Annotated in this window: 22 protein-coding genes; 17 read left to right on the forward strand and 5 right to left on the reverse strand. The window is 63.6% G+C overall.

Annotation, left to right across the window (positions count from 1 at the left end; genetic code table 11):
* The first annotated feature begins 67 nt into the window (after positions 1-67).
* From MESAU_RS26125 to MESAU_RS26150, 6 genes are read left to right on the forward strand one after another with little or no spacing between them, the layout of a single operon-like run.
* Complete coding sequence (locus MESAU_RS26125) at positions 68-1,189, forward strand: class II histone deacetylase (RefSeq protein WP_015319035.1); 1,122 nt, start codon at positions 68-70, stop codon at positions 1,187-1,189.
* A gap of 4 nt (positions 1,190-1,193) precedes the next feature.
* Positions 1,194-2,051 (forward strand): urea ABC transporter permease subunit UrtB, encoded by an 858-nt coding sequence (gene urtB / locus MESAU_RS26130; protein ID WP_015319036.1) that lies wholly within the window; start codon positions 1,194-1,196, stop codon positions 2,049-2,051.
* Complete coding sequence (locus MESAU_RS26135; RefSeq protein WP_015319037.1) at positions 2,048-3,031, forward strand: branched-chain amino acid ABC transporter permease; 984 nt, start codon at positions 2,048-2,050, stop codon at positions 3,029-3,031. The genes urtB and MESAU_RS26135 overlap by 4 nt, the downstream gene beginning before the upstream one ends.
* Positions 3,031-3,735: an ATP-binding cassette domain-containing protein gene (locus MESAU_RS26140; RefSeq protein ID WP_015319038.1), complete on the forward strand. Its 705-nt coding sequence runs from the start codon at positions 3,031-3,033 to the stop codon at positions 3,733-3,735. Before MESAU_RS26135 ends, MESAU_RS26140 begins: the two co-directional genes overlap by 1 nt.
* Positions 3,736-3,737: 2 nt before the next feature.
* A complete protein-coding gene (locus tag MESAU_RS26145; RefSeq protein WP_015319039.1) occupies positions 3,738-4,439 on the forward strand; it encodes an ABC transporter ATP-binding protein in 702 nt (233 codons plus the stop codon).
* Between the two features lie 41 nt (positions 4,440-4,480).
* Complete coding sequence (locus MESAU_RS26150; protein WP_015319040.1) at positions 4,481-5,650, forward strand: substrate-binding protein; 1,170 nt, start codon at positions 4,481-4,483, stop codon at positions 5,648-5,650.
* 37 nt (positions 5,651-5,687) lie between these two features.
* Here the strand turns inward: MESAU_RS26150 and MESAU_RS26155 are convergent, their stop codons facing one another.
* Entirely contained in the window at positions 5,688-7,334 is a 1,647-nt protein-coding gene (locus MESAU_RS26155) for an acetolactate synthase large subunit (RefSeq protein WP_015319041.1), read from the reverse strand.
* 93 nt (positions 7,335-7,427) lie between these two features.
* Entirely contained in the window at positions 7,428-8,330 is a 903-nt protein-coding gene (locus MESAU_RS26160; protein ID WP_041163521.1) for a LysR family transcriptional regulator, read from the reverse strand.
* Positions 8,331-8,433: 103 nt separating this feature from the next.
* Between MESAU_RS26160 and MESAU_RS26165 the strand changes: the two genes are divergently transcribed.
* The 3 genes from MESAU_RS26165 (at position 8,434) to MESAU_RS26175 (ending at position 10,976) form a co-directional block, all read left to right on the forward strand.
* Complete coding sequence (locus MESAU_RS26165) at positions 8,434-9,423, forward strand: zinc-dependent alcohol dehydrogenase family protein (RefSeq protein WP_015319043.1); 990 nt, start codon at positions 8,434-8,436, stop codon at positions 9,421-9,423.
* Positions 9,424-9,608: 185 nt separating this feature from the next.
* A complete protein-coding gene (locus MESAU_RS26170; protein WP_015319044.1) occupies positions 9,609-9,908 on the forward strand; it encodes a TFIIB-type zinc ribbon-containing protein in 300 nt (99 codons plus the stop codon).
* Positions 9,909-9,983: 75 nt separating this feature from the next.
* Entirely contained in the window at positions 9,984-10,976 is a 993-nt protein-coding gene (locus MESAU_RS26175; RefSeq protein WP_015319045.1) for a Tim44 domain-containing protein, read from the forward strand.
* Positions 10,977-11,001: 25 nt separating this feature from the next.
* On the opposite strand, the gene MESAU_RS26180 is transcribed toward MESAU_RS26175, so the two are convergent.
* Positions 11,002-12,099, reverse strand: coding sequence for a lactonase family protein (locus MESAU_RS26180; protein WP_015319046.1), 1,098 nt, complete (start codon positions 12,097-12,099; stop codon positions 11,002-11,004).
* A 198-nt stretch (positions 12,100-12,297) separates the two neighbouring features.
* On the opposite strand from MESAU_RS26180, the gene MESAU_RS26185 reads away from it, so the two are divergent.
* Genes MESAU_RS26185 through MESAU_RS26195 form a run of 3 tightly spaced genes read left to right on the forward strand, consistent with a single transcriptional unit; the run spans position 12,298 to position 15,157 of the window.
* Positions 12,298-12,849, forward strand: coding sequence for a MaoC family dehydratase (locus tag MESAU_RS26185; RefSeq protein WP_015319047.1), 552 nt, complete (start codon positions 12,298-12,300; stop codon positions 12,847-12,849).
* Between the two features lie 2 nt (positions 12,850-12,851).
* Positions 12,852-14,012 carry a CaiB/BaiF CoA transferase family protein gene (locus MESAU_RS26190; RefSeq protein WP_015319048.1) on the forward strand — a complete coding sequence of 387 codons (1,161 nt, stop codon included), beginning with the start codon at positions 12,852-12,854 and terminating at the stop codon, positions 14,010-14,012.
* A gap of 17 nt (positions 14,013-14,029) precedes the next feature.
* Positions 14,030-15,157 carry an extracellular solute-binding protein gene (locus MESAU_RS26195; protein WP_083883112.1) on the forward strand — a complete coding sequence of 376 codons (1,128 nt, stop codon included), beginning with the start codon at positions 14,030-14,032 and terminating at the stop codon, positions 15,155-15,157.
* 9 nt (positions 15,158-15,166) lie between these two features.
* Here the strand turns inward: MESAU_RS26195 and MESAU_RS26200 are convergent, their stop codons facing one another.
* Together MESAU_RS26200 and MESAU_RS26205 are read right to left on the reverse strand one after the other, a co-directional pair.
* Positions 15,167-16,006: an amidohydrolase family protein gene (locus MESAU_RS26200; protein WP_015319050.1), complete on the reverse strand. Its 840-nt coding sequence runs from the start codon at positions 16,004-16,006 to the stop codon at positions 15,167-15,169.
* A 63-nt stretch (positions 16,007-16,069) separates the two neighbouring features.
* Positions 16,070-16,855, reverse strand: coding sequence for an IclR family transcriptional regulator (locus MESAU_RS26205; RefSeq protein WP_015319051.1), 786 nt, complete (start codon positions 16,853-16,855; stop codon positions 16,070-16,072).
* Positions 16,856-17,023: 168 nt separating this feature from the next.
* On the opposite strand from MESAU_RS26205, the gene MESAU_RS26210 reads away from it, so the two are divergent.
* The 5 genes from MESAU_RS26210 to MESAU_RS26230 all read left to right on the forward strand — a co-directional run bounded on the left by MESAU_RS26210 (position 17,024) and on the right by MESAU_RS26230 (position 22,454).
* On the forward strand, positions 17,024-18,343 hold the full coding sequence (locus tag MESAU_RS26210; protein ID WP_015319052.1) for an ABC transporter substrate-binding protein: 1,320 nt from the start codon (positions 17,024-17,026) through the stop codon (positions 18,341-18,343).
* A gap of 125 nt (positions 18,344-18,468) precedes the next feature.
* Entirely contained in the window at positions 18,469-19,365 is an 897-nt protein-coding gene (locus tag MESAU_RS26215) for a carbohydrate ABC transporter permease (RefSeq protein ID WP_015319053.1), read from the forward strand.
* 2 nt (positions 19,366-19,367) lie between these two features.
* A complete protein-coding gene (locus MESAU_RS26220; protein WP_015319054.1) occupies positions 19,368-20,234 on the forward strand; it encodes a carbohydrate ABC transporter permease in 867 nt (288 codons plus the stop codon).
* A 4-nt stretch (positions 20,235-20,238) separates the two neighbouring features.
* Positions 20,239-21,336, forward strand: coding sequence for an ABC transporter ATP-binding protein (locus MESAU_RS26225; RefSeq protein WP_015319055.1), 1,098 nt, complete (start codon positions 20,239-20,241; stop codon positions 21,334-21,336).
* A gap of 5 nt (positions 21,337-21,341) precedes the next feature.
* On the forward strand, positions 21,342-22,454 hold the full coding sequence (locus tag MESAU_RS26230; RefSeq protein WP_015319056.1) for a mandelate racemase/muconate lactonizing enzyme family protein: 1,113 nt from the start codon (positions 21,342-21,344) through the stop codon (positions 22,452-22,454).
* Positions 22,455-22,463 lie beyond the last annotated feature (9 nt).

Below are 22,463 nucleotides of genomic sequence, written 5' to 3' on the forward strand. Positions count from 1 at the left end.
CCCCTCTTTAGGGTCGGGCCGGGCGATTGTTAGCCTGCTAGCGTCTGGTTTTTAGAGGATGCCGCGGATGGCGACAGGCTACGTTTTTCACGAACAGCTGATGTGGCATGACACCGGCTCCAGCGCCGACATGATGCCTCCCGGCCGTTTCGTGGAACCCGGACGCCACCTGGAATCGCCTGGATCCAAACGACGGCTCAACAATCTCATCCAGGTCAGTGGCCTGGCACGCCATTTGGTTCCGATCATTGCCGAACCGGTAACGGTGGAAGACCTGCTGCGCGTCCACACGCAACGCCACGTCGATGATATCAGGATGCTGAGCGAAGGCGGATCCGGTTTCGCCGGGCCTCAGGCACCGATCGGCCTCAACAGTTTCGACATCGCGCTGTTGTCCGCCGGCACCACCTATGCCGCGATGCGTGCGGTGCTGACCGGCCGCGTCGACAACGCCTATGCGCTGGCGCGGCCGCCCGGGCACCACGCCGAACCCGATCAGGCCATGGGCAATTGCCTGTTCTCCAACATCGGCGTCGCCGTGCGGCGGCTGCAGCACGAGGGCCTGCTCGGCCGTGCCGCCGTGGTGGACTGGGACGTGCATCACGGCAATGGCACCGAGACGGTGTTTTATTCCGATCCGTCGGTGCTGACGATTTCGCTCCATCAGGACAATCTATACCCGACCGGACGCGGCGCGCTCGTCGACAACGGCAAGGGACCCGGCGAAGGCTATAACATCAACGTCCCGCTGCCGGCCGGCAGCGGCACAGGCGCCTATGAAGCCACGTTCGACCGCGTCATCGGTCCTGCCTTGCGCGCGTTCAAGCCCAACCTCGTCATCGTCGCTTCCGGTTTCGACGCGTCCGGCTTCGATCCGCTCGGCCGCATGATGCTCAACAGCGAATGTTTTCGCCGCCTTGCCGCGCGCATGGTGGCGTTTGCGGCCGAAGTCTCGAACGGACGGCTGATGATGAGCCATGAAGGCGGCTATTCCGAGGGCTATGTGCCATTCTGCGGCCACGCCGTCATCGAGACGCTGGCCAATCACCGCACCGAGGTGGTCGACCCGCTGTCGGACCATATCGACGAGTGGGCGGGGCAGGACCTGCAGCCGCATCAGGCGGCGGTGATCGATGCCGCTGAAGGCCTGCTCGCGGGCTTGCGCCAACGCCTCGCCAGCGCGGCCTGAAGCGATGGATTTCGCCATCACGACATTGCTCAATGCGCTGACGCTGATCAGCATCCTGATGCTGGTCGGGCTCGGGCTGGCGATCAGCTTCGGCCTGATGAACGTGACCAATCTGGCGCATGGCGAGTTCGTGACCGTCGGCGCCTTCGCGGTATACTTCATCCAGAGTATGGGCGGCTCGTTCTGGCTGGGCCTGACTGCGGCGCCGATCGCCGGCGCCGTGGTCGGCTGCATCCTGGAATTCGCCATTATTCGCCACCTCTATTCGCGGCCGGTGTCGACCGTGCTCGCCACCTGGGGCGTCAGCCTGATCCTGCAGCAAGGGCTGGAGCTGACCTTCGGGCTCGGCGCCAAGCCGGTGACGCCGCCGGTCGAAGGCACGCTCGACCTCTTCTTCACCGTCTATCCGGCCTATCGGCTGATCCTGATCGGCATCGCCATGGCGACCTTGCTCGGCGTCATCCTGCTGATCAGCCGCACATCCTTCGGCCTCGACATCCGCACCGTCATCCAGAACCGCGAAATGGCGGAGGGCGTCGGCATCAACACGCGCCGCACCTACGCCATCGCCTTCACCTTCGGCGCGGCAATCGCGGGGCTGGCTGGGGGACTGGTCGCGCCCCTGGCGATCGTGCTGCCGCAGATGGGGGTGAACTATCTCGCCAACGCCTTCTTCGTCGTCATCGTCGGCGGGGTCGGCTCGATTGGCGGCCTCGTCGCCGGCAGCGTCTTCGTCGGCGGGCTGACCAGCATCCTCAACTACCAGATCTCGCCATCGCTGGCGCAGGCCATTGTGCTGCTGGCGGCCATCGTCGCCGTGCGGGTGCGGCCCAACGGCCTGTTCAACGGGGCGTCGCGATGATCGCCCGGGACCGCAACTGGCTGCTGATCTTCGCCGTCTGCGTGGCGCTTGCCATCGCCTATCCCTTCTTCGCCGACGGCTACCAACTGACGGTGATCCGCGACGCGCTGATCTTCGGCCTATTCGCGGCGAGCCTCGACTTCTTCTGGGGCCGCACCGGAATCCTGTGTTTCGGCCACGCCGCCTTCTTTGGCATCGGCGGCTACATCATGGCATTGGTCACGCTCAATGACGCGATTCCTTTCGGCAGCCTGCTCGGCATCGTGGGCGCCATTGCGGGGGCTGCCTTCGTCGCCGCCATCATCGGTTACTTCCTGTTCTTCGGCGGCATCCGCGGCAGCTACTTCACCATCGTCACGCTGGCCATGGGCGTCATCTGCCAGCAGGCGGCCATCTCCTGGAGTTCGGTCACCGGCGGCGATAGCGGCCTGATCGGGATCCCGCCGATCGAATTCGATTTTGGCGGCCGGCATGTCGATCTCAGCCAGGACCTGTCGAGCTATATGTTCGTCGCAGCCATCGTGGCGGTGGCCGTTTTGTCGCTGTGGTCGATCAGCCGTGGCCGCTGGGGCACGGTGCTGACCGCCATTCAGGACAATGAGGTCCGGGCGGCGGCACTCGGCCACAATGCGCCGTTACGGCTGCTCGTCACCTTCATCCTTTCGGCAGCCATCGCCGGGCTTGCTGGCGCGCTCTATGTCTGCATGGCCGGGCTGGTTGCCCCCGATCTGTCCGGACTGCTTCTGTCGACGGAGGTCATTGTCTGGGTGGCGGTCGGCGGGCGCGGCACGCTGCTTGGCCCAGTGCTGGGCGCAATCTTCATCCAGCGCGCACAGCAGACGATCAGCAGCTTCAATCCGAGCCTGTGGCCGCTGCTGCTGGGCTGCGTCTTCGTCATCATCGTCTTTGTCCTGCCGGACGGCATCCTGTCGATCTATGCGCGGCTGAAGAGCCTGTTCAAAGGCAGGAGCCAGGCCTGATGAGCGACGTCCTGCTCCAAGCCGAAAATGTCGGCATCCGCTTCGGAGGGTTGCAGGCCCTCGAAGGATTGGACCTGACGGTCCGCGACAAGGCGCTCTGCTGCATCATCGGCCCGAACGGCGCCGGCAAGAGTACCTTCCTCAACGTGCTGACCGGCACGTTGCGCCCGACCAGCGGCAGCGTCCATTTCCTCGGCCGCGACATTGCCGGCCTGCCGCTGCATCGCATCGCCCGGCTCGGCATTGCCCGCAAGTTCCAGATCCCGTCGGTCTTCCCGAGCCTCTCGGTTGAGGACAACCTCAAGGTCGCACGATGGGGTGCCCCCTCCCCGGCGCGGCCAATCGGTGAATTGATGGAACTGGTCGCGCTGACCAATCGTGCTGCCACATTGGCCGGCGAACTGGCGCACGGCCAGAAGCAATGGCTGGAGATCGGCATGGCGCTGGCCATCGAGCCACGGCTGCTTTTGCTCGACGAGCCAACCGCCGGCATGACGCCGCAGGAGACGCTGGCGACGGCCGAAATGCTGCTGCGGCTGAAGGGCGAGTTCTCGATCGTCGCCGTCGAGCACGACATACGCTTCGTGCGGGCGCTGAATTGCGAAACGCTGGTGCTGCACCAGGGTCGCCGGCTTCGCAGCGGTCCCTTCCACGACATTGAGGCCGACGAGATGGTCCGCGACGTCTATCTGGGGAGGCGCTGACCATGCTGCGGACACTTGCCGTGTCGGCCGGCTACGGCCTGCTCCCGGTGCTGAACGGCATCGACCTCGGCGTCGCGGCGGGCGAAGTGGTCGGCCTGCTCGGCCGCAACGGCGCCGGGAAGACAACGCTGCTGCGCGTCATCGCCGGGGGCCTGAAGGCGAGCGGCGGTGCGGTGGTTCTCGGCGACCAGGATCTCACCAACGCCCCGGCCTTCCGCCGCGCGCGGGCGGGCATCGCCCATGTGCCGCAGGGCCGCGGTATCTTCAACCAGCTGACGGTGCGGCAGAACCTGGAAGTCGGCACGCGCGCCGCCAGGGATCGTGGCGACGGCGACATTCCAGCCGACATCTTTGGCTATTTTCCCATCCTTCGCGAGCGCGAGGCGCAGACCGCCGGTACGCTCTCGGGGGGCCAGCAGCAGATGCTGGCGATAGGCCGCGCACTGTGCGGCCTGCCGTCGGTGCTGCTGCTCGACGAGCCTTCGGAAGGCATCCAGCCGAACATCGTGCAGTCGATCGCCGAGCTGGTGCCGCGCATCGCGCGCGAGCGCGGCATCGCCATCGTCCTGGTCGAGCAGAATCTCGATCTCGTCCTTAAGGCGGCGGACCGCTGCCTGGTGATGGAGAAGGGCAGGATCGTGCATGAGGGCACGCCGGAAGCATTCGCCGACGAGACCCTGCTGAAGGACCTCTTGGCTTTGTAAGGCGTGCATGGGGCGCGCCTGGACTGGAAGGGAACACAACAATGATAAACAGAAGAACTGTTCTGAAATCCGGCGGCGCCGCGGCCGCCTTCGCAATGGTCGGCGCGCCGGGAATCCTGCGCGCCGGAGACACGGTCAAGGTCGGGCTGTCGATCCCGATCACCGGGCTGCAGGCGATCCTCGGCGAGACGCTGCTCAACTGCTACAAGCTCGCCGCCGCCGAACTCAACGCCGCCAACGGCATTGGCGGGCGCCAGGTGGAGCTCTTCATCGAGGACAACCAGACCACGACCAAGGGCTCCATCGACAAGGCCCGCAAGCTCCTCAACGAGGACAAGGTCGACGTGATCATGGGAACGATCATTTCGCCCGAGCGCAGCGCCACGCTTTCCGTCACCTCGAAGGCCAAGAAGCTGTTCTTCTACCCGACCAATTTCGAGGGCGGCGAATGCAATCGCTACTTCGTCGCCACCGGACCTATCCCGATGCAGCAGGTAGACCCGATGATGCCGTGGGTGGCCGAAAACCTCGGCAAGACCATCTACATCATGGCGTCCGACTATGCCTGGCCGCAGAAAATGACCGAGGCGATCACAGCCGCCTATGAAAAGGCCGGCGGCAAGATTGTCGGCGCCGACTATTATCCGTTCGGCACCACGGATTTCGGCCCGGCCTTCCAGAAGATCAAGTCGCTGAAGCCCGACGTCGTGTGGTCGATGGTGGTCGGCAACGACGCCGTCACGCAGCTCAAGCAGTATCGCAGCTTCGACATCAAGCAGCCTCTGATCGCACCGCTCGACGAGGTCTTCAACAAGGACGCGCTGCCGCCTGGCGTCGCCGCCGGCACCTACGCGCCGCAGCCCTACTGGATGGCGCTCGACAACCCGGTCAACAAGAAGTTCATCGCGAACTTCCGCGAAAAATTCGGCCAGGAGAAGATGGTCAATGGCATCGGCGAGGCCGGCTATAACGGCCTGCATCTCTACGCGCTGGCGGCGGAGAAGGCCGGCTCGCTGAAGGACGACGATGTGCTCAAGGCGCTGCCGACGATCGAGTTCGATGCGCCACAAGGCAAGATCCGGGTCGATGCCAGCAACAACCACACGCTCTGCCATTCCTATGTCGGCAAGGCGGCGGCGGACGGCATCGGCTACGAGATCGTCAAGGATTTCGGCACGATCGCGCCGGTAACGCCTTACTGCAAGCTGTAGGCATCAACCGATCCTGACGGCGGCTTTGCCGCTGCCGTCAGGGTGCCTTTGGCGCCGGCAGTCGCTCTCGCAATTCGTCGACGAGCACCCTGGTGTTTTCGGAATAGTCGATGGGCACCACGACGAGATGCACGCCGCCGCCGGCGAAGGCCTGTTCCAACGCCGGTTGCAGGTCGGCTATCGCGCCAACCCTGGTGCCCCTGGCGCCATAGGCTTCGGCGTATTTGACGAAGTCGGGATTGCCGAAGGTCATGCCGAAATCCGGGAATTCGTCGACAGCCTGCTTCCAGCGTATCATGCCATAAGCGTGGTCTTCCAGCAGCAGGATGACGAGGTTGAGCTTGAGCCGAACAGCAGTCTCCAGTTCCTGGCTGTTCATCATGAAACCCCCATCGCCAGCGATAGCCATGACACGACGCTGGGGATAGAGCAGTGCCGCCATCATCGCCGACGGCAGGCCGGCACCCATGGTGGCCAGCGCATTGTCGAGCAGCAGCGTGTTGGCCATGCGCGTGCGGTAGTTGCGCGCGAACCAGATCTTGTACATGCCGTTGTCCAGCGCGAGGATCCCATCCGCCGGCATCACGGCGCGCACGTCATGTACGATGCGCTGCGGCGTGAAACGGTCTTCGGTGGCGCGCGCGGCGATGCGGCTCAAAATGCCTTCGCGCAGCGGCAGCAGGGCCTGCGCGTTGGGAATCCTGCCCTCGATGCGGTCCGCCAGCAGCGCCAGCGACGGGCCGAGGTCGCCGACGATCTCGGCTTGCGGGAAATAGACCTGCTCGACATCAGCCGTCTGGTAGCCGACATGAATGACCTTCGGTCCTTTCGCCCCCATGATGAAGGGCGGCTTCTCGACCGTGTCGTGGCCGATGGTGATGATCAGATCGGCCTGTTCGATGGCCTCGTGCACGTAGTCGCGTTCCGAAAGAGCCGCCGTTCCCATGTAGAGCTCGGTGCCGCCGGGCACCGTGCCCTTGCCCATCTGCGTGGTGAAATAGGGAATCTGCGTTCGCAGCACGAACTGGGCGACATCGGGAGTCACGCGCGGCCGTGACGCCGCGGCGCCGAACATCAGCAGCGGACGCTTGGCCTCGATGATCATGCGGGCGGCGCGATCGAGCGCGCCAGCGCTGGCCAGGGGCAATTCGACCGGATGCGTCGGCACCAGCGCGATCGGCTCGCATTCCGCCGCCGCGATGTCTTCCGGCAGTTCGAGGTGCACGGGGCCGGGGCGCTCTTCCTGGGCGACGCGGAAGGCTTCGCGCACCAGCGACGGGATCATCCTAGGCGAGACGATCTGGCGCGACAGCTTGGTCAGCGGCTTCATCGCCGCGACGATGTCGACGATCTGGAAGCGCGCCTGCCGGGACGACAGGATGCCCTTCTGGCCGGTGATCATGATCATCGGCATCGCGCCGAGCAGCGCATAGGCAGAGCCGGTGGTCAAATTGAGCGCGCCGGGGCCAAGTGTTGTGATGCACACACCCGGCTTGCCGGTGAGCCTGCCATAGGTGGCGGCCATGAAGGCCGCCGCCTGCTCGTGGCGCGTCAGGATCAGCTGGATCGACGAGCGGCGGATGGATTCGACGATGTCGAGATTTTCTTCGCCCGGAATGCCGAAAATTCGTTCGACCCCTTCATTTTCGAGGGCCGCCACGAACAGATCCGAACCCTTGGTCATCAACCGTCTCTCCTGCGATGCGCACACCCATCAGCCACCTTCATATGGCACCGGAACGTCACGCCTCAAAGAGCGCAAGCCGTCTGTTGGCGATCACGCCATCATTTTCGGCAAGGCGGCCGCCAATGCGTCGACGGCCAGCCGGACCTTGAGCGACAGATGCGGCGTCCGAAGCCAGAGCGCATGGCAATCGTAGGGATAGCGCGGCTGGTCCAGCAACAGCTCGACCAGCGTGCCGGCCTGGATGCGCTCGCGAGCCAGCCAGTAAGGCAACCACGCCAGCCCCATGCCGTCGACGGCGGCATCGGCGATGGCATCCAGATCGTCGAGCCGCAGCCGGCCGTTTGGGGTTACCTCGAGCGCAGTCTGCCCCTCGCGCGGAAATAGCCACGGCTGAACGATCATGCCGAGCCGGCGGTAGACAATCGCCTGGTGATCGGCGAGGTCCTCGATCCGCCGTGGCTCGCCATGAATTTCAAGATAGGAAGGCGCGGCACAGACGACCATGTCCTGGCGTGCAAGGCGACGCGCGATCACGCCAGCCTTGTCGTTCAGACCGCCGGTCCGGATGGCGAGGTCAAAACCGTCCTCGGCGAGATCGGCGAAGCGGTCGCTGAGCGACAGGTCGAGTTCCAGCATTGGATATTGCCCTGCCAGCTTCAGCAGCACGGGGGTGACGCAATGGCGCCCGAAATGCGCCGGCATGGTGACACGCAGTTTTCCGCGCGGTTCCGAGAGCTGATCGGCGGCGAGCGCATCGGCGGCTTCGGCCTCGGCCAGCACCAGGCGGCACCGCTCATAATAGGCGCGGCCGAAATCGGTCAGGCTCTGGCGGCGCGTGGTCCGGTTGATGAGACGCACGCCAAGCCGCTCCTCGAGAAACCGGACATGCTTGCCAACCATCGGTCCGGATAGATCGAGCGCGGTGGCCGCCGCCGCGAACGAGCCAAGATCGACCGCCCTGACGAACACGGCCATGCTCTCGAGCCTATCCAAATTCGAAACTCATGGTTTCTACTGAACAATCCAAACAGCCGTTTATCGCACAAAGCTTTCGCGTCATAGCTCATTCAGTGTCAAATATTTTGGAGTGAGCCAAATGGCCCGTATCATTCGCTTCCACCAGCATGGCGGTCCCGAGGTCCTGCGCATCGAGGAGGTCGACCTTCCGCCACCGGGTCCGGGCGAGGTTCAGATCCGCGTCAAGGCGCTCGGCCTCAACCGCGCCGAGGCGCTGCTGCGCGCGGGCAGCTACATTGAGACACCCGTCCTGCCCTCCGGGCTTGGGCTGGAAGCGGCGGGCGTCATCGAGGCAATTGGCGAAGGCGTGATGGGGCTGGCACATGGTGACGCCGTGAGCGTCATCCCGCCGCAATCGATGGTTCGCTGGCCGGCTTACGGTGAGCTTGTCACCTTTCCCGCGGGGCTCATCGTCAAGCATCCGGCGTCCCTCGACTGGCAAACCGCGGCGGCGGTCTGGATGCCGTACCTCACCGCCTACGGCGCCCTGATCGACATCGCCAGGCTGCGCCGCGAAGAGGTCGTCGTCATCACGGCGGCTTCGAGCAGCGTCGGGCTTGCGGCGATCCAGATCGCCAACAGCGTTGGCGCGATAACGATCGCGGTGACGCGGACATCGGTGAAGAGGCAGGCTCTGCTCGACGCCGGCGCGGCGCATGTCGTGGTCCTTGAGGAAGAGGAACTTGCCGACAGACTGAACCAGATCGCCGGGCCGCAAGGCGTGCGCGTGGTGCTGGATGCGATCGGCGGGCCGATCTTCGAGCCGCTGACGGCGGCGATGTCGCGCGGCGGCATTCTGATCGAATATGGCGGCCTCAGCAGCCAGCCGACGCCGTTCCCGTTGCCTGCGGTACTGGGCAAGGCCCTGACGTTGCGCGGCTATCTCGTGCACGAGATCACCGGCAACCCGGAGAAGTTGGAGGCGGCCAAGGCATTCATCCTCGAAGGCCTCGCGGACGGCGCGCTCAGGCCGATCATCGACAGGATCTTTCCCTTCGACCGGATCGTCGAGGCGCATCGCTATCTCGAATCGAACGGGCAGTTCGGCAAGATCGTGGTGACTGTTTGAGCAGCAAATCGTTCTCACCGGCAACATTGCCCCTTGAAGGCTTCGCCCCGCATTCCTAACTCCCGTGTGCGGGCCGGGCCCCTCTGACTGTCGCTTTGGCGACCGTGATGTCGGACCGCTTCAACGGGCCCGTTTCCATTCCTTTCGGTTAAGCGGGCTCATTCCTTTCTGGTTAGGAGCCCCACATGACATCTTCCCTCCTTGGCATGGTTTGCCCCTCCTGCCGCGTCGCCCTCGTGATGAGCGAACGCCAGGGGATCGAGATCGACTACTGTCCGCAGTGCCGCGGCGTCTGGCTCGATCGTGGCGAACTCGACAAGATCATCGAACGGTCCACCAGGGACGCGTCTCCCGCGCCGCAGCCACAGCCGGCGCCGTTTGCCCAGCCGCAACACGGCCGGGACCGCGATGACGACTATTCCCGCTCGCATGGCCACCGCTATCCGAAGCGAAAGAAATCATTTTTCGAAGAGCTGTTCGATTGACCATATGAGGCCGGTCTTTCCAAGGCCGGCCCTTTGCCGAAAACGCCCGAAACCACAGCGATAAAGGTCACCCCGATGATTTCCCGCACAAGCCGATTTGCCACCCTCTTTGCCGGCCTGTTCCTTGCATTCTCCATGGTCGCGATCGATCATGCCGAGGCGCGGCGCGGCGGCAGTTTCGGCAGCCGCGGCACACGCACGTTCCAATCGGCACCGCCGACCCGGACCGCGCCGGCGCCGACCGCTCCGGTCGAGCGTTCGATGACACCCAACGCCGGCGTCAACAATGCTGCCCGGCAACCACAGGCCGGCCTGCAGAGGCCCGGCTTCATGAGCGGCTTCGGTGGAACGATGATGCGCGGCCTGCTGATCGGCGGCCTGATCGGACTGCTCCTTGGCCAAGGTTTCGGCGGCCTCGCCGGCATGTTCGGATTCCTGCTCCAGGCCCTGCTCATCGGTGGCGCGATCATGCTGGCCATCAGGTTCTTCCGGTCGCAATCCGCGCGTGGCCCCGCGCCCGCGCTCGCCGGCATGGGTGATGCCCAAGCTTCACGGTTCGAGAACCGCGCAACGGCACAGCAGAACACGAGCAGCGCTGGCTCCTTCACAATTCCCGGGTTTGGCGGCGGATCGGGCGGAGGCTACGAGACCACCCGATCCGAAGAGATCACGCTGGCCCAGGCCGACCTTGACGCGTTCCAGCAGCTGTTGACCGATGTCCAGGAAGCGTTCGGGCGCGAAGACCATGCGGCATTGCGCCGGTCGGTCACGCCCGAAATGGTATCCTATCTCTCGGAAGAGCTGGCCGACAATGCCCGGAAAGGTTTCAGGAACGAAGTGTCCGACGTCACCCTGCTGCAGGCCGACATCGCGGAAAGCTGGCGCGAGGATGACCGCGACTACGCCACGGCGGCGTTGCGCTACGAGTCTCGCGACGTGATGCGCGAACGGGCGAGCGGCAAGGTCGTCGAGGGCGACGAAGAGCATCCGACGGAGACGACCGAGTTGTGGACGTTCACGCGCCAGAATGGCTCGACCTGGAAGCTCTCGGCCATCCAAGAGGCTTGAGCCCGGCTAGTCTGCTGGCCGGCGGTCACGCGACGATCTTGACACACATCGGCGTGCCGATCTCGATGCTGCGCCCGGTATTGGTCAGCATGCCGTTGCCGGCGTCGCGGACGAAGATCGAAATGCGGTCGGCATTCTGGTTGGCGGAGAACAGATGGCCGCCCGAAGGCGTCAGCGCCAGGTTGCGTGGCGTGGCGCCTCCGCAAGGGACATAGCCGACAAGACTTAAGCTGCCGGTCTGCTGGTCGACCGCCATGATGACGACGCTGTCGTGGCCACGGTTGCCGCCATAGACGAAACGGCCGTCCGGCGAGATCTGGATATCGGCGCAGTGATTGCTGTCGCGGGCCTCGGCCGGCACCGCCGGCTTGGTGTCGATGATCGATAGCCTGCCGGTCGCATTGTCGAGCGCCATCGACGCGACGGTCGAATCCAGCTCGTTCATGACAAAGACAAAGCGGCCGTTCGGGTGCAAGGCAATGTGACGCGGGCCGGCACCCGGAGGGAGCGCGGACTCTGCGAGCTTCACCAGACTTCCGTTCTGTCCGATCCGATAGGACACCAGCCGGTCGATGCCGAGATCGGCGACGATTGCCGTTCCACCGGCAATGGTTTCGGTGACGCTGTGGGCATGCGAGCGTTCCTGCCGCGTCGCGTTGGGGCCGGTGCCTTTGTGCGAAACGCTGGCCAATGGCGCGGACAGTGCGCCCTCCCCGTCGAAACCATACACAGCCACCGCTCGGTCCGGACCACCCTCGCCCATGCCGTAATTGGCGACGAGGAGTTTGGTGCCGTCGCGCGTGATGGTATTGTGCGCCGTGATGCTGCCCAGCGATGGCTGTTTGTTCAAATAGGCGAGCGTGCCCGAGCCGCGATCGAAGCTGTAGGCCGAGACCGTGCCCTCGCGCCAGGAGAAGACTTCCGAATTGGCGTAGATGCGCGAGCCATCCGGCGTCAACGACAGGAAGGTCGGGTTGTCAATATCATTCGTCTCGGCCAGCTTTCTTGTTTCCAGCGTTTCCTCGTCGAAGCCGTAGACACCAAGGCCGACGCCTCGCGCACCCTGAAAATAAGGCGCTTCGCGGTTCAGGCTGCCGACGAAGACCAGACAGGCTTTGCGCATGTTTTCCCTCCCTGCCCGCCGGTGCTCAGTACCGTGGGACCGCCAAAATTTCGCTTGTCCTCGCTTGCAACGCAACCCCATATGTGAAAATAGTATTTACAAAAGAAGATTGACGGGAGGAGACGTCGTGCACCCAGGCGCTTTGAAGCGTGCTCGAATGGCTGGATGGGCGCTCTCGCGGGCCCGGTGGACTACGCCATGAGCGATTTCGCGCCAACCGTTGGCGTTGTCTCGACGCATCCCAGGAATATGCCCGCCGATCATGCCGCCCTCCCGGTGTGGAACGCCGAGAACTGGTTCTATGAGGACTGGCCGGTCGGCCAGAAAATCCGCTCGCTGCGTCGCACCATGGCCGAGGGCGACTGTCACCTTTTCAACACGCTGGTGCTCGACATCCATCCTTACGTGCAGGACCAGATGTTTGCCGAGAGCGAGGGCATTTTCGGCAAGCGGCTGATTGCCGGCGCGTTCGTCTTCTCGGCGGGCCTCGGGCTGGTCGCCACCAACTGCGTCAACGCTTTTTCCTATGGCTATGACAAGCTACGATTCATAAAGCCTGTCTTCATCGGCGACACGATCTATTCGATCCGTTCCAACCTCGACAAACACCCCCGCTACAAGGAGATGGGGCTGATCCGCGCCAGCTACGAGGTGTTCAAGGGCGAAGGCGAGCTCGTTCTTTATTGCGAGCATCTGCAGACGGTGAAGTACCGCAACCCTGCCGATTTCGTCGGCAAGACGGAGAAGTAGAAATGCCGGCAGCAGCCGAATTGCCGCTTGCCGGTCTCGTCGTCGTCGACATGAGCCAATTCCTGTCCGGACCCTACTGCTCGCTCAGGCTGCTCGATCTCGGCGCCCGCGTCATCAAGATAGAGCGTCCTGACGGCGGCGACCTGTCGCGCCGGCTCTATCTCAGCGACACCGAGATCGGCGGCGATTCCACCATCTTCCATGCCATCAACCGGGCCAAGGAAAGCCTCGCCATCGATCTGAAGAACGAGGCGGACCTCAATACATTGCGCGGGCTGCTGGCCAAGGCCGATGTGCTGATCCAGAATTTCCGACCGGGCGTCATCGAGCGCCTTGGGCTCGACTACGAGACCGTCCGCCAGATCAATCCGCGCCTGGTCTATGCCTCGATCAGCGGCTATGGCGAGGATGGCCCGTGGGTGAAGCGCCCGGGCCAGGATCTGCTGGCGCAGTCGCGCTCCGGCGTGATGTGGCTGAACGGCGACGAAGACCAGGGACCGGTGCCGTTCGGCCTCGCCATCGGCGACATGCTGGCGGGTGCGGCCTGCGCGCAAGGCATCCTGGCCGCACTGGTGCGGCGCGGCATCACAGGCCAGGGCAGCCATATCGAGACCAGCCTTCTGGAAGCGCTGGTCGACTTCCAGTTCGAGGTGCTGACCACGCATCTCAATGACGGGCGCCGCCTGCCTAGGCGCTCGAGCTTCCGCAGCGCGCATGCCTATCTCTCGGCGCCTTACGGAGTCTATCCGGCCAAGGACGGCTATCTCGCCATCGCCATGACGCCGATCCCCAAGTTGGCCGACCTTTTGTCGCTCGATGAATTGGCTCCCTATCGCGACAAGCCGGCATCCTGGTTCACCGCGCGCGACGATATCAAGGCAATCATCGCCCAGAGGATCGCGACCAAGACCATCGACGACTGGCTGGCCATTCTCGAACCCGCCGACATCTGGTGCGCCAAGGTGCTGACCTGGCCGGAGATGCTGGCAAGCGAGGGTTTTCAGGCCCTCGACATGCTGCAGACGGTGACGCGCGAGGACGACGTCTCGATCCTCACCACCAGTTCGCCGCTGAGGGTCGACGGTATCAGGGCCAAGGTCGACCGCGCGGCACCCCGTATCGGCGAGCACAGCGCAAAAATCCGCGAGGAGTTCGACCTGTGAGCCTCAAGCTTAGGGGTATGACCTGGAGCCATCCGCGTGGCTATGATCCCATGGTTGCCTGCTCGGCGCTATGGCGCGAGCGGACGGGAGTTGCCATCGAATGGGACAAGCGTTCGCTGCAGGATTTCGAGTCCTTCCCTGTCGAGGAGTTGGCGCGCGCCTACGACCTCATCGTCATCGACCATCCGCATGTCGGCCAGATCACCGCGGAGCGCTGCCTCGAGCCTCTCGACGTCGCCGGCCGCGAGGCGGAACGCGCCGCGCTTGCGTCGGGGAGCGTTGGCCAGTCCTATCCGAGTTACACATGGCAAGACCGGCAATGGGCGTTTCCGATCGATGCGGCCAGCCAAGTGCAGGCCTGGCGGCCGGACGCGCTCGATGCGCCGGCAGCGACGTGGAGCGAAGTGCTCGATCTCGCCCGGCAAGGCCGCGTGCTGCTGCCGCTGCGACCGCCGCATTGCCTGATGACCTTCTACACGCTGGTCGGTAATCTCGGGCATCCCTGCGCGACCGATCCGTCGGGCGATCTCATCGCTGTCGAGACGGGCTGCGAAGTCTTCGAGACGATGCGTGAGATCGCCGCGCTGGTCGACCCGACGTGCTTCGACATGGACCCGATCGCCGTTTCGGAACGCATGGCCGAGGCTGGTTCCCGCATTGTCTGCGCGCCGCTGATCTATGGCTACGTCTCTTATGCGGCGTCGGGTTTTCGCGCCAACAGGTTGGCTTTTGCCGACATCCCGGCGGTCGGTTCCAATGGTCCGATCGGCTCGGCGCTCGGCGGCACAGGCATAGCCGTATCAGCCTTCTCCAAGGCTAAAGAGGCAGCGATCGATTTTGCCTATTGGGTCGCCAGCGGCGATGTCCAGCGTGGCATCTATGCCGCCGCCGGCGGCCAGCCGGGCCATGCGGCTGCCTGGGAAGACCAGACTATCAATGAAGTGGCCGGCAACTTCTATCGAGGCACGCGCGCGACGCTGGAGGGCGCCTGGGTGCGGCCGCGCCATGACGGCTACATGGCGTTCCAGCAGGCGGCGTCAGACCGCATCAATTCCGGCCTGACCTCCGGCCATCCTGCCGGCCGGGTCGTCGCCGATCTCATCAGCCTGTTCCGGGCCAGTTCCCCCTCGCCTGGCGAGAGCTGAGCGAGGTCGCTATTTCAACCGCCAAAGCTTGCGGGCATTGCCCGACAACAGCCTGTCACGCTCCGAAACGCTGCAACCCGAGAGCAGCGCATGGGTCGCCGCCACCCAGGTCGAGAGACCGCCACCAAGCGTGCAGACCGGCCAGTCGCTGCCCCAGACGACACGGTCCCAGCCGAACGAATTGATGGTGTGTTCGACGTAAGGCCGCAGCGTATCGACGGTCCAATTGGCGGCGTCGGCATAGGCGACCACGCCGGAAATCTTGGCCATCACGTTCGGGCGCCGTGCGATCTCGCTCATGTGTTCGCGCCAGGGATGCTCGGCTCCGCCCTTGATGTCGGGAACGCCGCAATGGTCGAGGACGAACTGGACGTCGGGCGCCAGTTCGGCGAGCGCGATCGCCTTGGGAATCTGATGCGGCAGCACGACGAGGTCGAAGGTCAGGCCGGTGCCGCCAAGCCGCTTGATGTTGTCACGGAACAGCGCGCCTTCCGAAAGATCGTCCGGCACGACGTGAAGGACGCGGCGGAAACCCTTGACGAAGGGGTTTGTCCGCTGGCGTTCGAGATAAACGGCAAAGTCAGCGTCTTCGGGACGGCAGGATGCTATTGTCCCAGAGAGCATGCTGCCCGCTTGCCGCGAGAGGCCCTCGACACGGGCGGTCTCCGCCTCGATGTCGGCCGGGTCGACATCGACCTCCATGTGCAGCACGCGTTCGACACCGGCACGCTTTGCCTCCGTGGCGTATTCCTCATAGGAGAAATCGCGGTTCAGTGCCGGTACGCCGGCAAGCCAGGGGTAGCGAAGCGCCGAGCGATCGATGAGATGCAAATGGGTGTCGATGATCATGGCGGGCTCCTCCCTGTAGCTTTTTCGATCCTCTCACGAAGGAATTCTTCATTCAAATAAGAATTATGTCGATGAGCCGACGGCCGACCCGGCCAAACGCGAAAGCTTCTCACACGTTGCCAGCAGCAGCTCGATGGTGCGCGTTATGTCCGGCGCGGACGGAGCGTTGACGACGGTGATGTAAGGAATTGAAAGCGCCGCGATGGCCTTGCCGTCGGAACTGCGCACCGGTGCCGACAGATTGTAGACGCCGGCGGTCTGCATCGAGGCCATCATCTCATATCCCCGTTCCCTGATCTGGTCGAGGCGGGCAAAGAACTCGGGCGGCTGCGCCGTATTGTCGGTGCTGCGGACATGTTCGGAGATCATCATCTGGCGCTCCTCCTGCGAACGGAAGGCGAGCAGCACATGTCCCGAACCGGTGTCGAACAGGCTGATGTGGGAGCCGACCCGGATCGAAATCCCCCAGTAGTTTGGCGCTTCCTGCTGGCCTATCACCACGGCGGAACCACGATCAAAAACAACGAGTTGATTGGCCTGCTGCGAGGTCTCGGCCAGCTCCCGCATCAGCGGCGTCGCATAGGAAACCAGCCGCCGCACCGGCGCGTGCAATTGTGCCAGGCCAAACAGCTTGAGCGTCAGCGAATAACGGTCGCCATCGAGCCGCGTGACGTAGCCGCGCCGTACCAGCCGGTCCAGCATGCGGTAGAATTCATTGGGGCTGCGGTCGAGCTTCTTGGCGATTTCCGCCTGGGTCAGGCCACCGTCCACGCCCGCTAGAAGCTCAAGGATGTCGAGCCCCTTGTCGAGCGCCGGCGCGCGATAACGCTCGTCTTCGCTGTCGTCCATGGTTCATCCCTCCAGTGAATTCAACTCTTCATATACGCAGGAACGCGGCCGGCGGAAACAAATTTCGCCTTGACGTACGGATGAATGTTTTGTTTGTATATAAATGTAGCATTTCTTGTCACGTGACGAGTTGCGGGCGCCACCGAGGCGCACCCAGGGAGGATACCAATGAACAGACTGCTTTCCGGCGTATGCGCCGGCGCATTGATGCTTGCGTCAGGCGCAGGCACCGCCCTTGCCAGCGACCTGCCCGGCAAGTTCGACGGCGTGACCGTCGACGTGAAGCTGATCGGCGGCCAGCAATATGAGAAGCTCTACGAGCGCATTCCCGAATGGGAGAAGGCGACAGGCGCCAAGGTCAACATCCTGACCAAGAAGAACGGCTTCGACATCGACAAGGAATTGAAGTCCGACATCGCCTCGGGCAGCACCAACTGGTGCGTCGGCTGGAATCATTCCTCCTTCGCGCCGCAATACACCGGCCTCTACACCGACCTCAGCAAGCTCCTGCCGAAGTCGGAGATCGACGCCTTCGTGCCGTCGACAATCAAGGCGGCGACCATCGACGGCAAGCTGGAAATGCTGCCGCGCGCGCAGTTCGACGTCTCGGCGCTCTACTACCAGAAGAGCCTGTACGAGAACGCCGACAACAAGACCAAGTTCAAGGCCAAATACGGCTATGATCTGGTGCCGCCGGACACCTGGAAGGAAGTCACCGACCAGGCTGAGTTCTTCGCCAACCCGCCGAATTTCTACGGCACGCAGTTTGCCGGCAAGGAAGAAGCGATCAATGGCCGCTTCTACGAAATGGTCGTCGCCGAGGGCGGCGAATATCTCGACAAGGACGGCAAGCCGGTCTTCAATTCCGAAGCCGGCATCCGGGCGCTCGACTGGTTCGTCAACCTCTACAAGGCCAAGGCCGTGCCGGCCGGAACCACCAACTACCTCTGGGACGATCTCGGCCAGGGCTTTGCCTCGGGCACCGTCGCCATCAATCTGGACTGGCCGGGCTGGGCCGGCTTCTTCAACGACCCGAAATCGTCGAAGGTTGCCGGGAATGTCGGCGTCAAGGTCGCGCCGAAAGGCTCCGCCGGAGTGCGCACCGGCTGGTCGGGCTTCCATGGCTTCTCGGTGACCGAGAACTGCCCGAACAAGGAGGCAGCGGCATCGCTCGTATGGTGGCTGACCAACGAGGACAGCCAGAAGCTCGAGGCCACCGCCGGCCCGCTGCCAACGCGCACCGCGGTCTGGGATTGGGACCTGCAGCAGGCCGCCAACGACCCTTACAAGAAGGAGGTTCTGTCGGCTTTCCAGGAAGAAGCCAAGCACGCCTTCGCCGTGCCGCAGACGCCTGAGTGGATCGAGATCTCGAACGCCGTCTATCCCGAGTTGCAGGCCGCGATCCTCGGCGACAAGACCTCCAAGCAGGCACTGGACGAAGCCGCCGACAAGGCGACGCAGATCCTGCAGGACGCAGGCAAACTGTAAGCATTGCTCACAAGATTGCCTCCCTCATCCTCAATGGGGGAGGTAATCGCCTTTTGCCGGCGTTGTCCGTTTCATCATATCGGGCCTCGGGCCAAAATCTGAATGCCAGACACCAGAGGAGCCCGATGAAGGGCCTCAAGCCACCCGCGCCGTTCCTGTTGCTGCTTCCGGCCATCGTCGTTCTGGCGGTCGTCGTCGTGGTGCCGCTGCTTCTGTCGCTCTATTCAAGCTTCACGCCGTTCCGCCTGACCAAGCCCGAGACGTTCTTCGTCTTCATCGGCCTCAGGAATTACCTGTCGATCCTGGCCAACACCGATTTCTGGTGGGCATTCGGCCGTACCGTTCTGTTGCTGACGATCGCGCTCAATCTTGAAATGCTGCTTGGCCTTGGTCTCGCCATGCTGGTTGAGAAGGCGACGCGCGGCCAGCGCATCCTGCGCACGCTGATGATGTTTCCGATGATGTTCTCGCCGATCCTCGTCGGCTTCCAGTTCAAGTTCATGTTCAACGACAATATCGGCCTGGTGAACAATGCGCTGCAGTCGCTTGGCATCACCAGGGACGCCATCCCGTGGCTGATCGAGGGTCACCTCGCCTTCATCGCCATCTCGGTTGCCGAGATCTGGTCGTCGACGGCGATCTTCGCCATCCTGATCCTCGCCGGGCTGCTCGCCATGCCCAAAGAGCCGATCGAGGCGGCGCGCGTCGATGGCTGCACGCCGTGGCAGACCTTCCGTTATGTGACCTGGCCGTTCGTCATGCCCTTCGCGTACATCGCCATGACCATCCGCTCGCTCGACGTGGCGCGTGCCTATGACATCGTCAAGATCATGACCGATGGCGGTCCGGCCGGCCGCACGGAGCTTTTGTGGACTCTGGTCGCACGCACCGCCTACAGCGACGGGCGCATGGGCATGGCCAACGCCATGGCCTATTTCTCGATCCTGCTGTCGATCGCCTTCACCGTCTATTTCTTCAACAAGCTCGCCGCGGCGCGCACGCAAATCGGCGCGGAGTGGTGAAGATGGACGAGAATTCTTCCGCCCGCCTTAAGCGCAGGCTGCTTGATATCGTCTATCGCATCGGCCTGTTCCTGGCGATGCTGACCATCTGCCTGCCGGGCCTGTGGATCGTGCTGTCGTCGCTGCGGCCGACGGTCGAGATCATGGCCAAGCCGCCGGTGTGGATCCCGCAGGATATTTCGTTCGACGCCTATGTCGCGATGTTCTCAGGCATCGGCAAGGGCGGCATCCCTGTCATCGAATATTTCCGCAACTCGCTGATCATATCGGTGACTTCGACGGTGATCGCGGTCGCCATCGGCATGGCGGGCGGCTATGCCTTCGCGCGCTATCGCTTTCGCGGTAAATCGAGCGCCTTCCTCGGCCTGATGCTGACACGCACGGTGCCCGGTATCGCGCTGTCGCTGCCGCTGTTCTTCCTCTATGTGCGGCTCGGTATCATCGACACGCATTTCGGGCTGATCCTCGCCTATGTCGCGCTCAACGTGCCTTTCACCATCTGGCTGATCGACGGCTTCTTCCGCCAGGTGCCGAAGGATCTCGCCGAAGCCGCACAAATCGACGGCTGCACGCGCTGGCAGGCCTTTTGGCAGGTCGAGTTCCCGCTCGCCGGACCAGGCATCGCATCAGCCGCGATCTTCGCCTTCCTGACCTGCTGGAACGAGTTCGCGCTGGCCTCCCAACTGACCCGCTCGGTCAGCGCCAAGACGCTGCCGGTCGGCCTGCTCGACTACACGGCCGAGTTCACCATCGACTGGCGCGGCATGTGCGCGCTCGCCGTGGTGATGATCATTCCGGCGCTCACCCTCACTTTCATCGTCCAGAAGCACCTTGTCGGCGGCCTGACCTCCGGCGCGGTGAAAGGCTGATCTCATGGCAACGGTTTCCCTCAAAAAGCTGACCAAGCGCTACGGCAATATCGAGATCGTGCATGGCATCGACCTCGACATCACCGACCGCGAATTCATCGCGCTGGTCGGTCCTTCCGGCTGCGGCAAGTCGACGACGCTGCGCATGATCGCCGGGCTGGAAGAGATCAGCGCCGGTTCGATCGAGATTGGCGGGCGCGTCGTCAACGATTTGCCGCCGCGTTCGCGCAACATCTCGATGGTGTTCCAGTCCTATGCGCTCTACCCTCACATGACGGTGCGCGAAAACCTCGGCTTCTCCTTGAAGATCGCCGGCGCCGCCAAGGACGACATGGATCGCCGCGTCGCCGAGGCCTCGGCTATCCTGGGGCTCGATGCTTTGCTCGACCGTCGACCGTCGCAACTGTCCGGCGGCCAGCGCCAGCGCGTCGCCATGGGTCGCGCCATCGTGCGCGACCCCGACGTCTTCCTGTTCGACGAGCCGCTTTCCAATCTCGATGCCAAGCTCAGAACGCAGATGCGCACCGAGATCAAGAAGCTGCACGCCAAGGTGCAATCAACGGTGATCTACGTCACCCACGACCAGGTCGAGGCGATGACGCTTGCCGACCGTATCGTCATCATGCGCGACGGACATATCGAACAGGTTGGCACCCCAGATGAAGTGTTCCGCCGGCCAGCCACGCGCTTCGTTGCCGGCTTCATCGGCTCGCCGCCGATGAACCTGCACGAAGCGAGGGTCGACGACGGCCAGCTGGTTTTCGCCAGCGGCGCCAAGCTGCCCCTGCCCGGTCAGTTCAAGGCCAATGTCGCTGGCGGCGACAAGGTCGTGTTCGGGTTGCGGCCAGACGACATCTATCCGACCGGCCATGGTATCAGCTCCGGCGGCGCGGCCGACGTGCATCAGATCGAACTGCCGATCACCGTCACCGAACCGCTCGGCAACGAGACGTTGGTGTTCGTCGAGTTCAACGGCGGTGACTGGGTGTCTCGCATGCTGAACCCCAGGCTGCTGAAGCCAGGCGAGCGCGTCGCCATGAGCCTCGACCTGTCGCAGGCGCATCTGTTTGCCGCTGAGACCGGAAAGACATTGCGGAGCTGACCGACATGGCCAAGATCGAAAAGATAGAATTGCGGATGGTCGACCTTGTGCCCAAGGTCAAGCGCACCGACGCGATCCAGAGCTTCGTCAGCCAAGAGACGCCAATCGTCACCATCACCGATTCCGATGGCGCGGTCGGAACCGGCTACAGCTACACGATCGGCACCGGCGGCTCGTCGGTGATGCGGCTCCTGTCCGATCACCTGGCGCCGCGCCTGATCGGCCGCGATCCTGATATGATCGAAGCGATCTGGCACGATCTCGAATTCGCCACCCACGCCACCACGATCGGCGCCATCACGGCAATCGCCATCGCGGCGATCGACACAGCGCTCTGGGACCTCAGGGCGAAGAAACAGGGCCTGCCGCTATGGAAGCTCGCTGGCGGCGCCAAGGACCGCTGCCCGCTTTACACGACAGAAGGCGGCTGGCTGCACATCGAGACGCAGGCGCTGGTCGACGATGCGGTGGCCGCCAAGGCCAAGGGGTTTCGCGGCTCGAAAGTGAAGATCGGCAGGCCGAATGGCTCCGAGGATCTCGCGCGGCTGTTGGCGGTGCGCAAGGCGGTGGGCGACGGCTACGAGATCATGACCGACGCCAATCAGGGTTTCTCCGTCGACGAGGCGATCCGGCGTGCGGCGAGGCTTCGAGAACTCGATCTCGCCTGGATCGAGGAGCCGCTGCCGGCCGACGACATAGACGGGCATATCAGGCTGTCGAATTCGACGCCGACGCCGATCGCCATCGGCGAGTCGCTCTATTCCGTCAGGCACTTCCGCGAATACATGCAGAAAGGCGCCTGCTCGATCGTGCAGGTCGATGTCGGCCGCATTGGCGGCATCACGCCCTGGCTCAAGATCGCCCATGCGGCGGAGGCCTTCGACATTCCGGTCTGCCCGCATTTCCTGATGGAATTGCATGTCAGCCTGACCTGCGCTGTTCAGAACGGCAGGTATGTCGAGTACATTCCGCAACTCGACCAGTTGACCGGCAAGCACATGCGCATCGAGGATGGGCATGCGCTGGCGCCCGACGAGCCCGGTATCGGCATCGATTGGGACTGGGACGCGGTCAAGGCCATGAGCATCGCCGAATTCACCACGGCGATCACGAGATAAGGAGCTGAT

The sequence above is a fragment of the Mesorhizobium australicum WSM2073 genome, assembly GCF_000230995.2.
Lineage (GTDB): Bacteria > Pseudomonadota > Alphaproteobacteria > Rhizobiales > Rhizobiaceae > Mesorhizobium > Mesorhizobium australicum.

Coding starts and splice junctions, on each gene's coding strand:
- urtB (WP_015319036.1), top strand. CDS start 1,194: ATGGATTTCGCCATCACGACATTGCTCAATGCGCTGACGCTGATCAGC.
- MESAU_RS26125 (WP_015319035.1), top strand. CDS start 68: ATGGCGACAGGCTACGTTTTTCACGAACAGCTGATGTGGCATGACACC.
- MESAU_RS26220 (WP_015319054.1), top strand. CDS start 19,368: ATGGACGAGAATTCTTCCGCCCGCCTTAAGCGCAGGCTGCTTGATATC.
- MESAU_RS26150 (WP_015319040.1), top strand. CDS start 4,481: ATGATAAACAGAAGAACTGTTCTGAAATCCGGCGGCGCCGCGGCCGCC.
- MESAU_RS26195 (WP_083883112.1), top strand. CDS start 14,030: ATGACCTGGAGCCATCCGCGTGGCTATGATCCCATGGTTGCCTGCTCG.
- MESAU_RS26230 (WP_015319056.1), top strand. CDS start 21,342: ATGGCCAAGATCGAAAAGATAGAATTGCGGATGGTCGACCTTGTGCCC.
- MESAU_RS26135 (WP_015319037.1), top strand. CDS start 2,048: ATGATCGCCCGGGACCGCAACTGGCTGCTGATCTTCGCCGTCTGCGTG.
- MESAU_RS26140 (WP_015319038.1), top strand. CDS start 3,031: ATGAGCGACGTCCTGCTCCAAGCCGAAAATGTCGGCATCCGCTTCGGA.
- MESAU_RS26210 (WP_015319052.1), top strand. CDS start 17,024: ATGAACAGACTGCTTTCCGGCGTATGCGCCGGCGCATTGATGCTTGCG.
- MESAU_RS26215 (WP_015319053.1), top strand. CDS start 18,469: ATGAAGGGCCTCAAGCCACCCGCGCCGTTCCTGTTGCTGCTTCCGGCC.
- MESAU_RS26190 (WP_015319048.1), top strand. CDS start 12,852: ATGCCGGCAGCAGCCGAATTGCCGCTTGCCGGTCTCGTCGTCGTCGAC.
- MESAU_RS26185 (WP_015319047.1), top strand. CDS start 12,298: ATGAGCGATTTCGCGCCAACCGTTGGCGTTGTCTCGACGCATCCCAGG.
- MESAU_RS26155 (WP_015319041.1), bottom strand. CDS start 7,334: ATGACCAAGGGTTCGGATCTGTTCGTGGCGGCCCTCGAAAATGAAGGG.
- MESAU_RS26225 (WP_015319055.1), top strand. CDS start 20,239: ATGGCAACGGTTTCCCTCAAAAAGCTGACCAAGCGCTACGGCAATATC.
- MESAU_RS26170 (WP_015319044.1), top strand. CDS start 9,609: ATGACATCTTCCCTCCTTGGCATGGTTTGCCCCTCCTGCCGCGTCGCC.
- MESAU_RS26180 (WP_015319046.1), bottom strand. CDS start 12,099: ATGCGCAAAGCCTGTCTGGTCTTCGTCGGCAGCCTGAACCGCGAAGCG.
- MESAU_RS26145 (WP_015319039.1), top strand. CDS start 3,738: ATGCTGCGGACACTTGCCGTGTCGGCCGGCTACGGCCTGCTCCCGGTG.
- MESAU_RS26200 (WP_015319050.1), bottom strand. CDS start 16,006: ATGATCATCGACACCCATTTGCATCTCATCGATCGCTCGGCGCTTCGC.
- MESAU_RS26205 (WP_015319051.1), bottom strand. CDS start 16,855: ATGGACGACAGCGAAGACGAGCGTTATCGCGCGCCGGCGCTCGACAAG.
- MESAU_RS26175 (WP_015319045.1), top strand. CDS start 9,984: ATGATTTCCCGCACAAGCCGATTTGCCACCCTCTTTGCCGGCCTGTTC.
- MESAU_RS26165 (WP_015319043.1), top strand. CDS start 8,434: ATGGCCCGTATCATTCGCTTCCACCAGCATGGCGGTCCCGAGGTCCTG.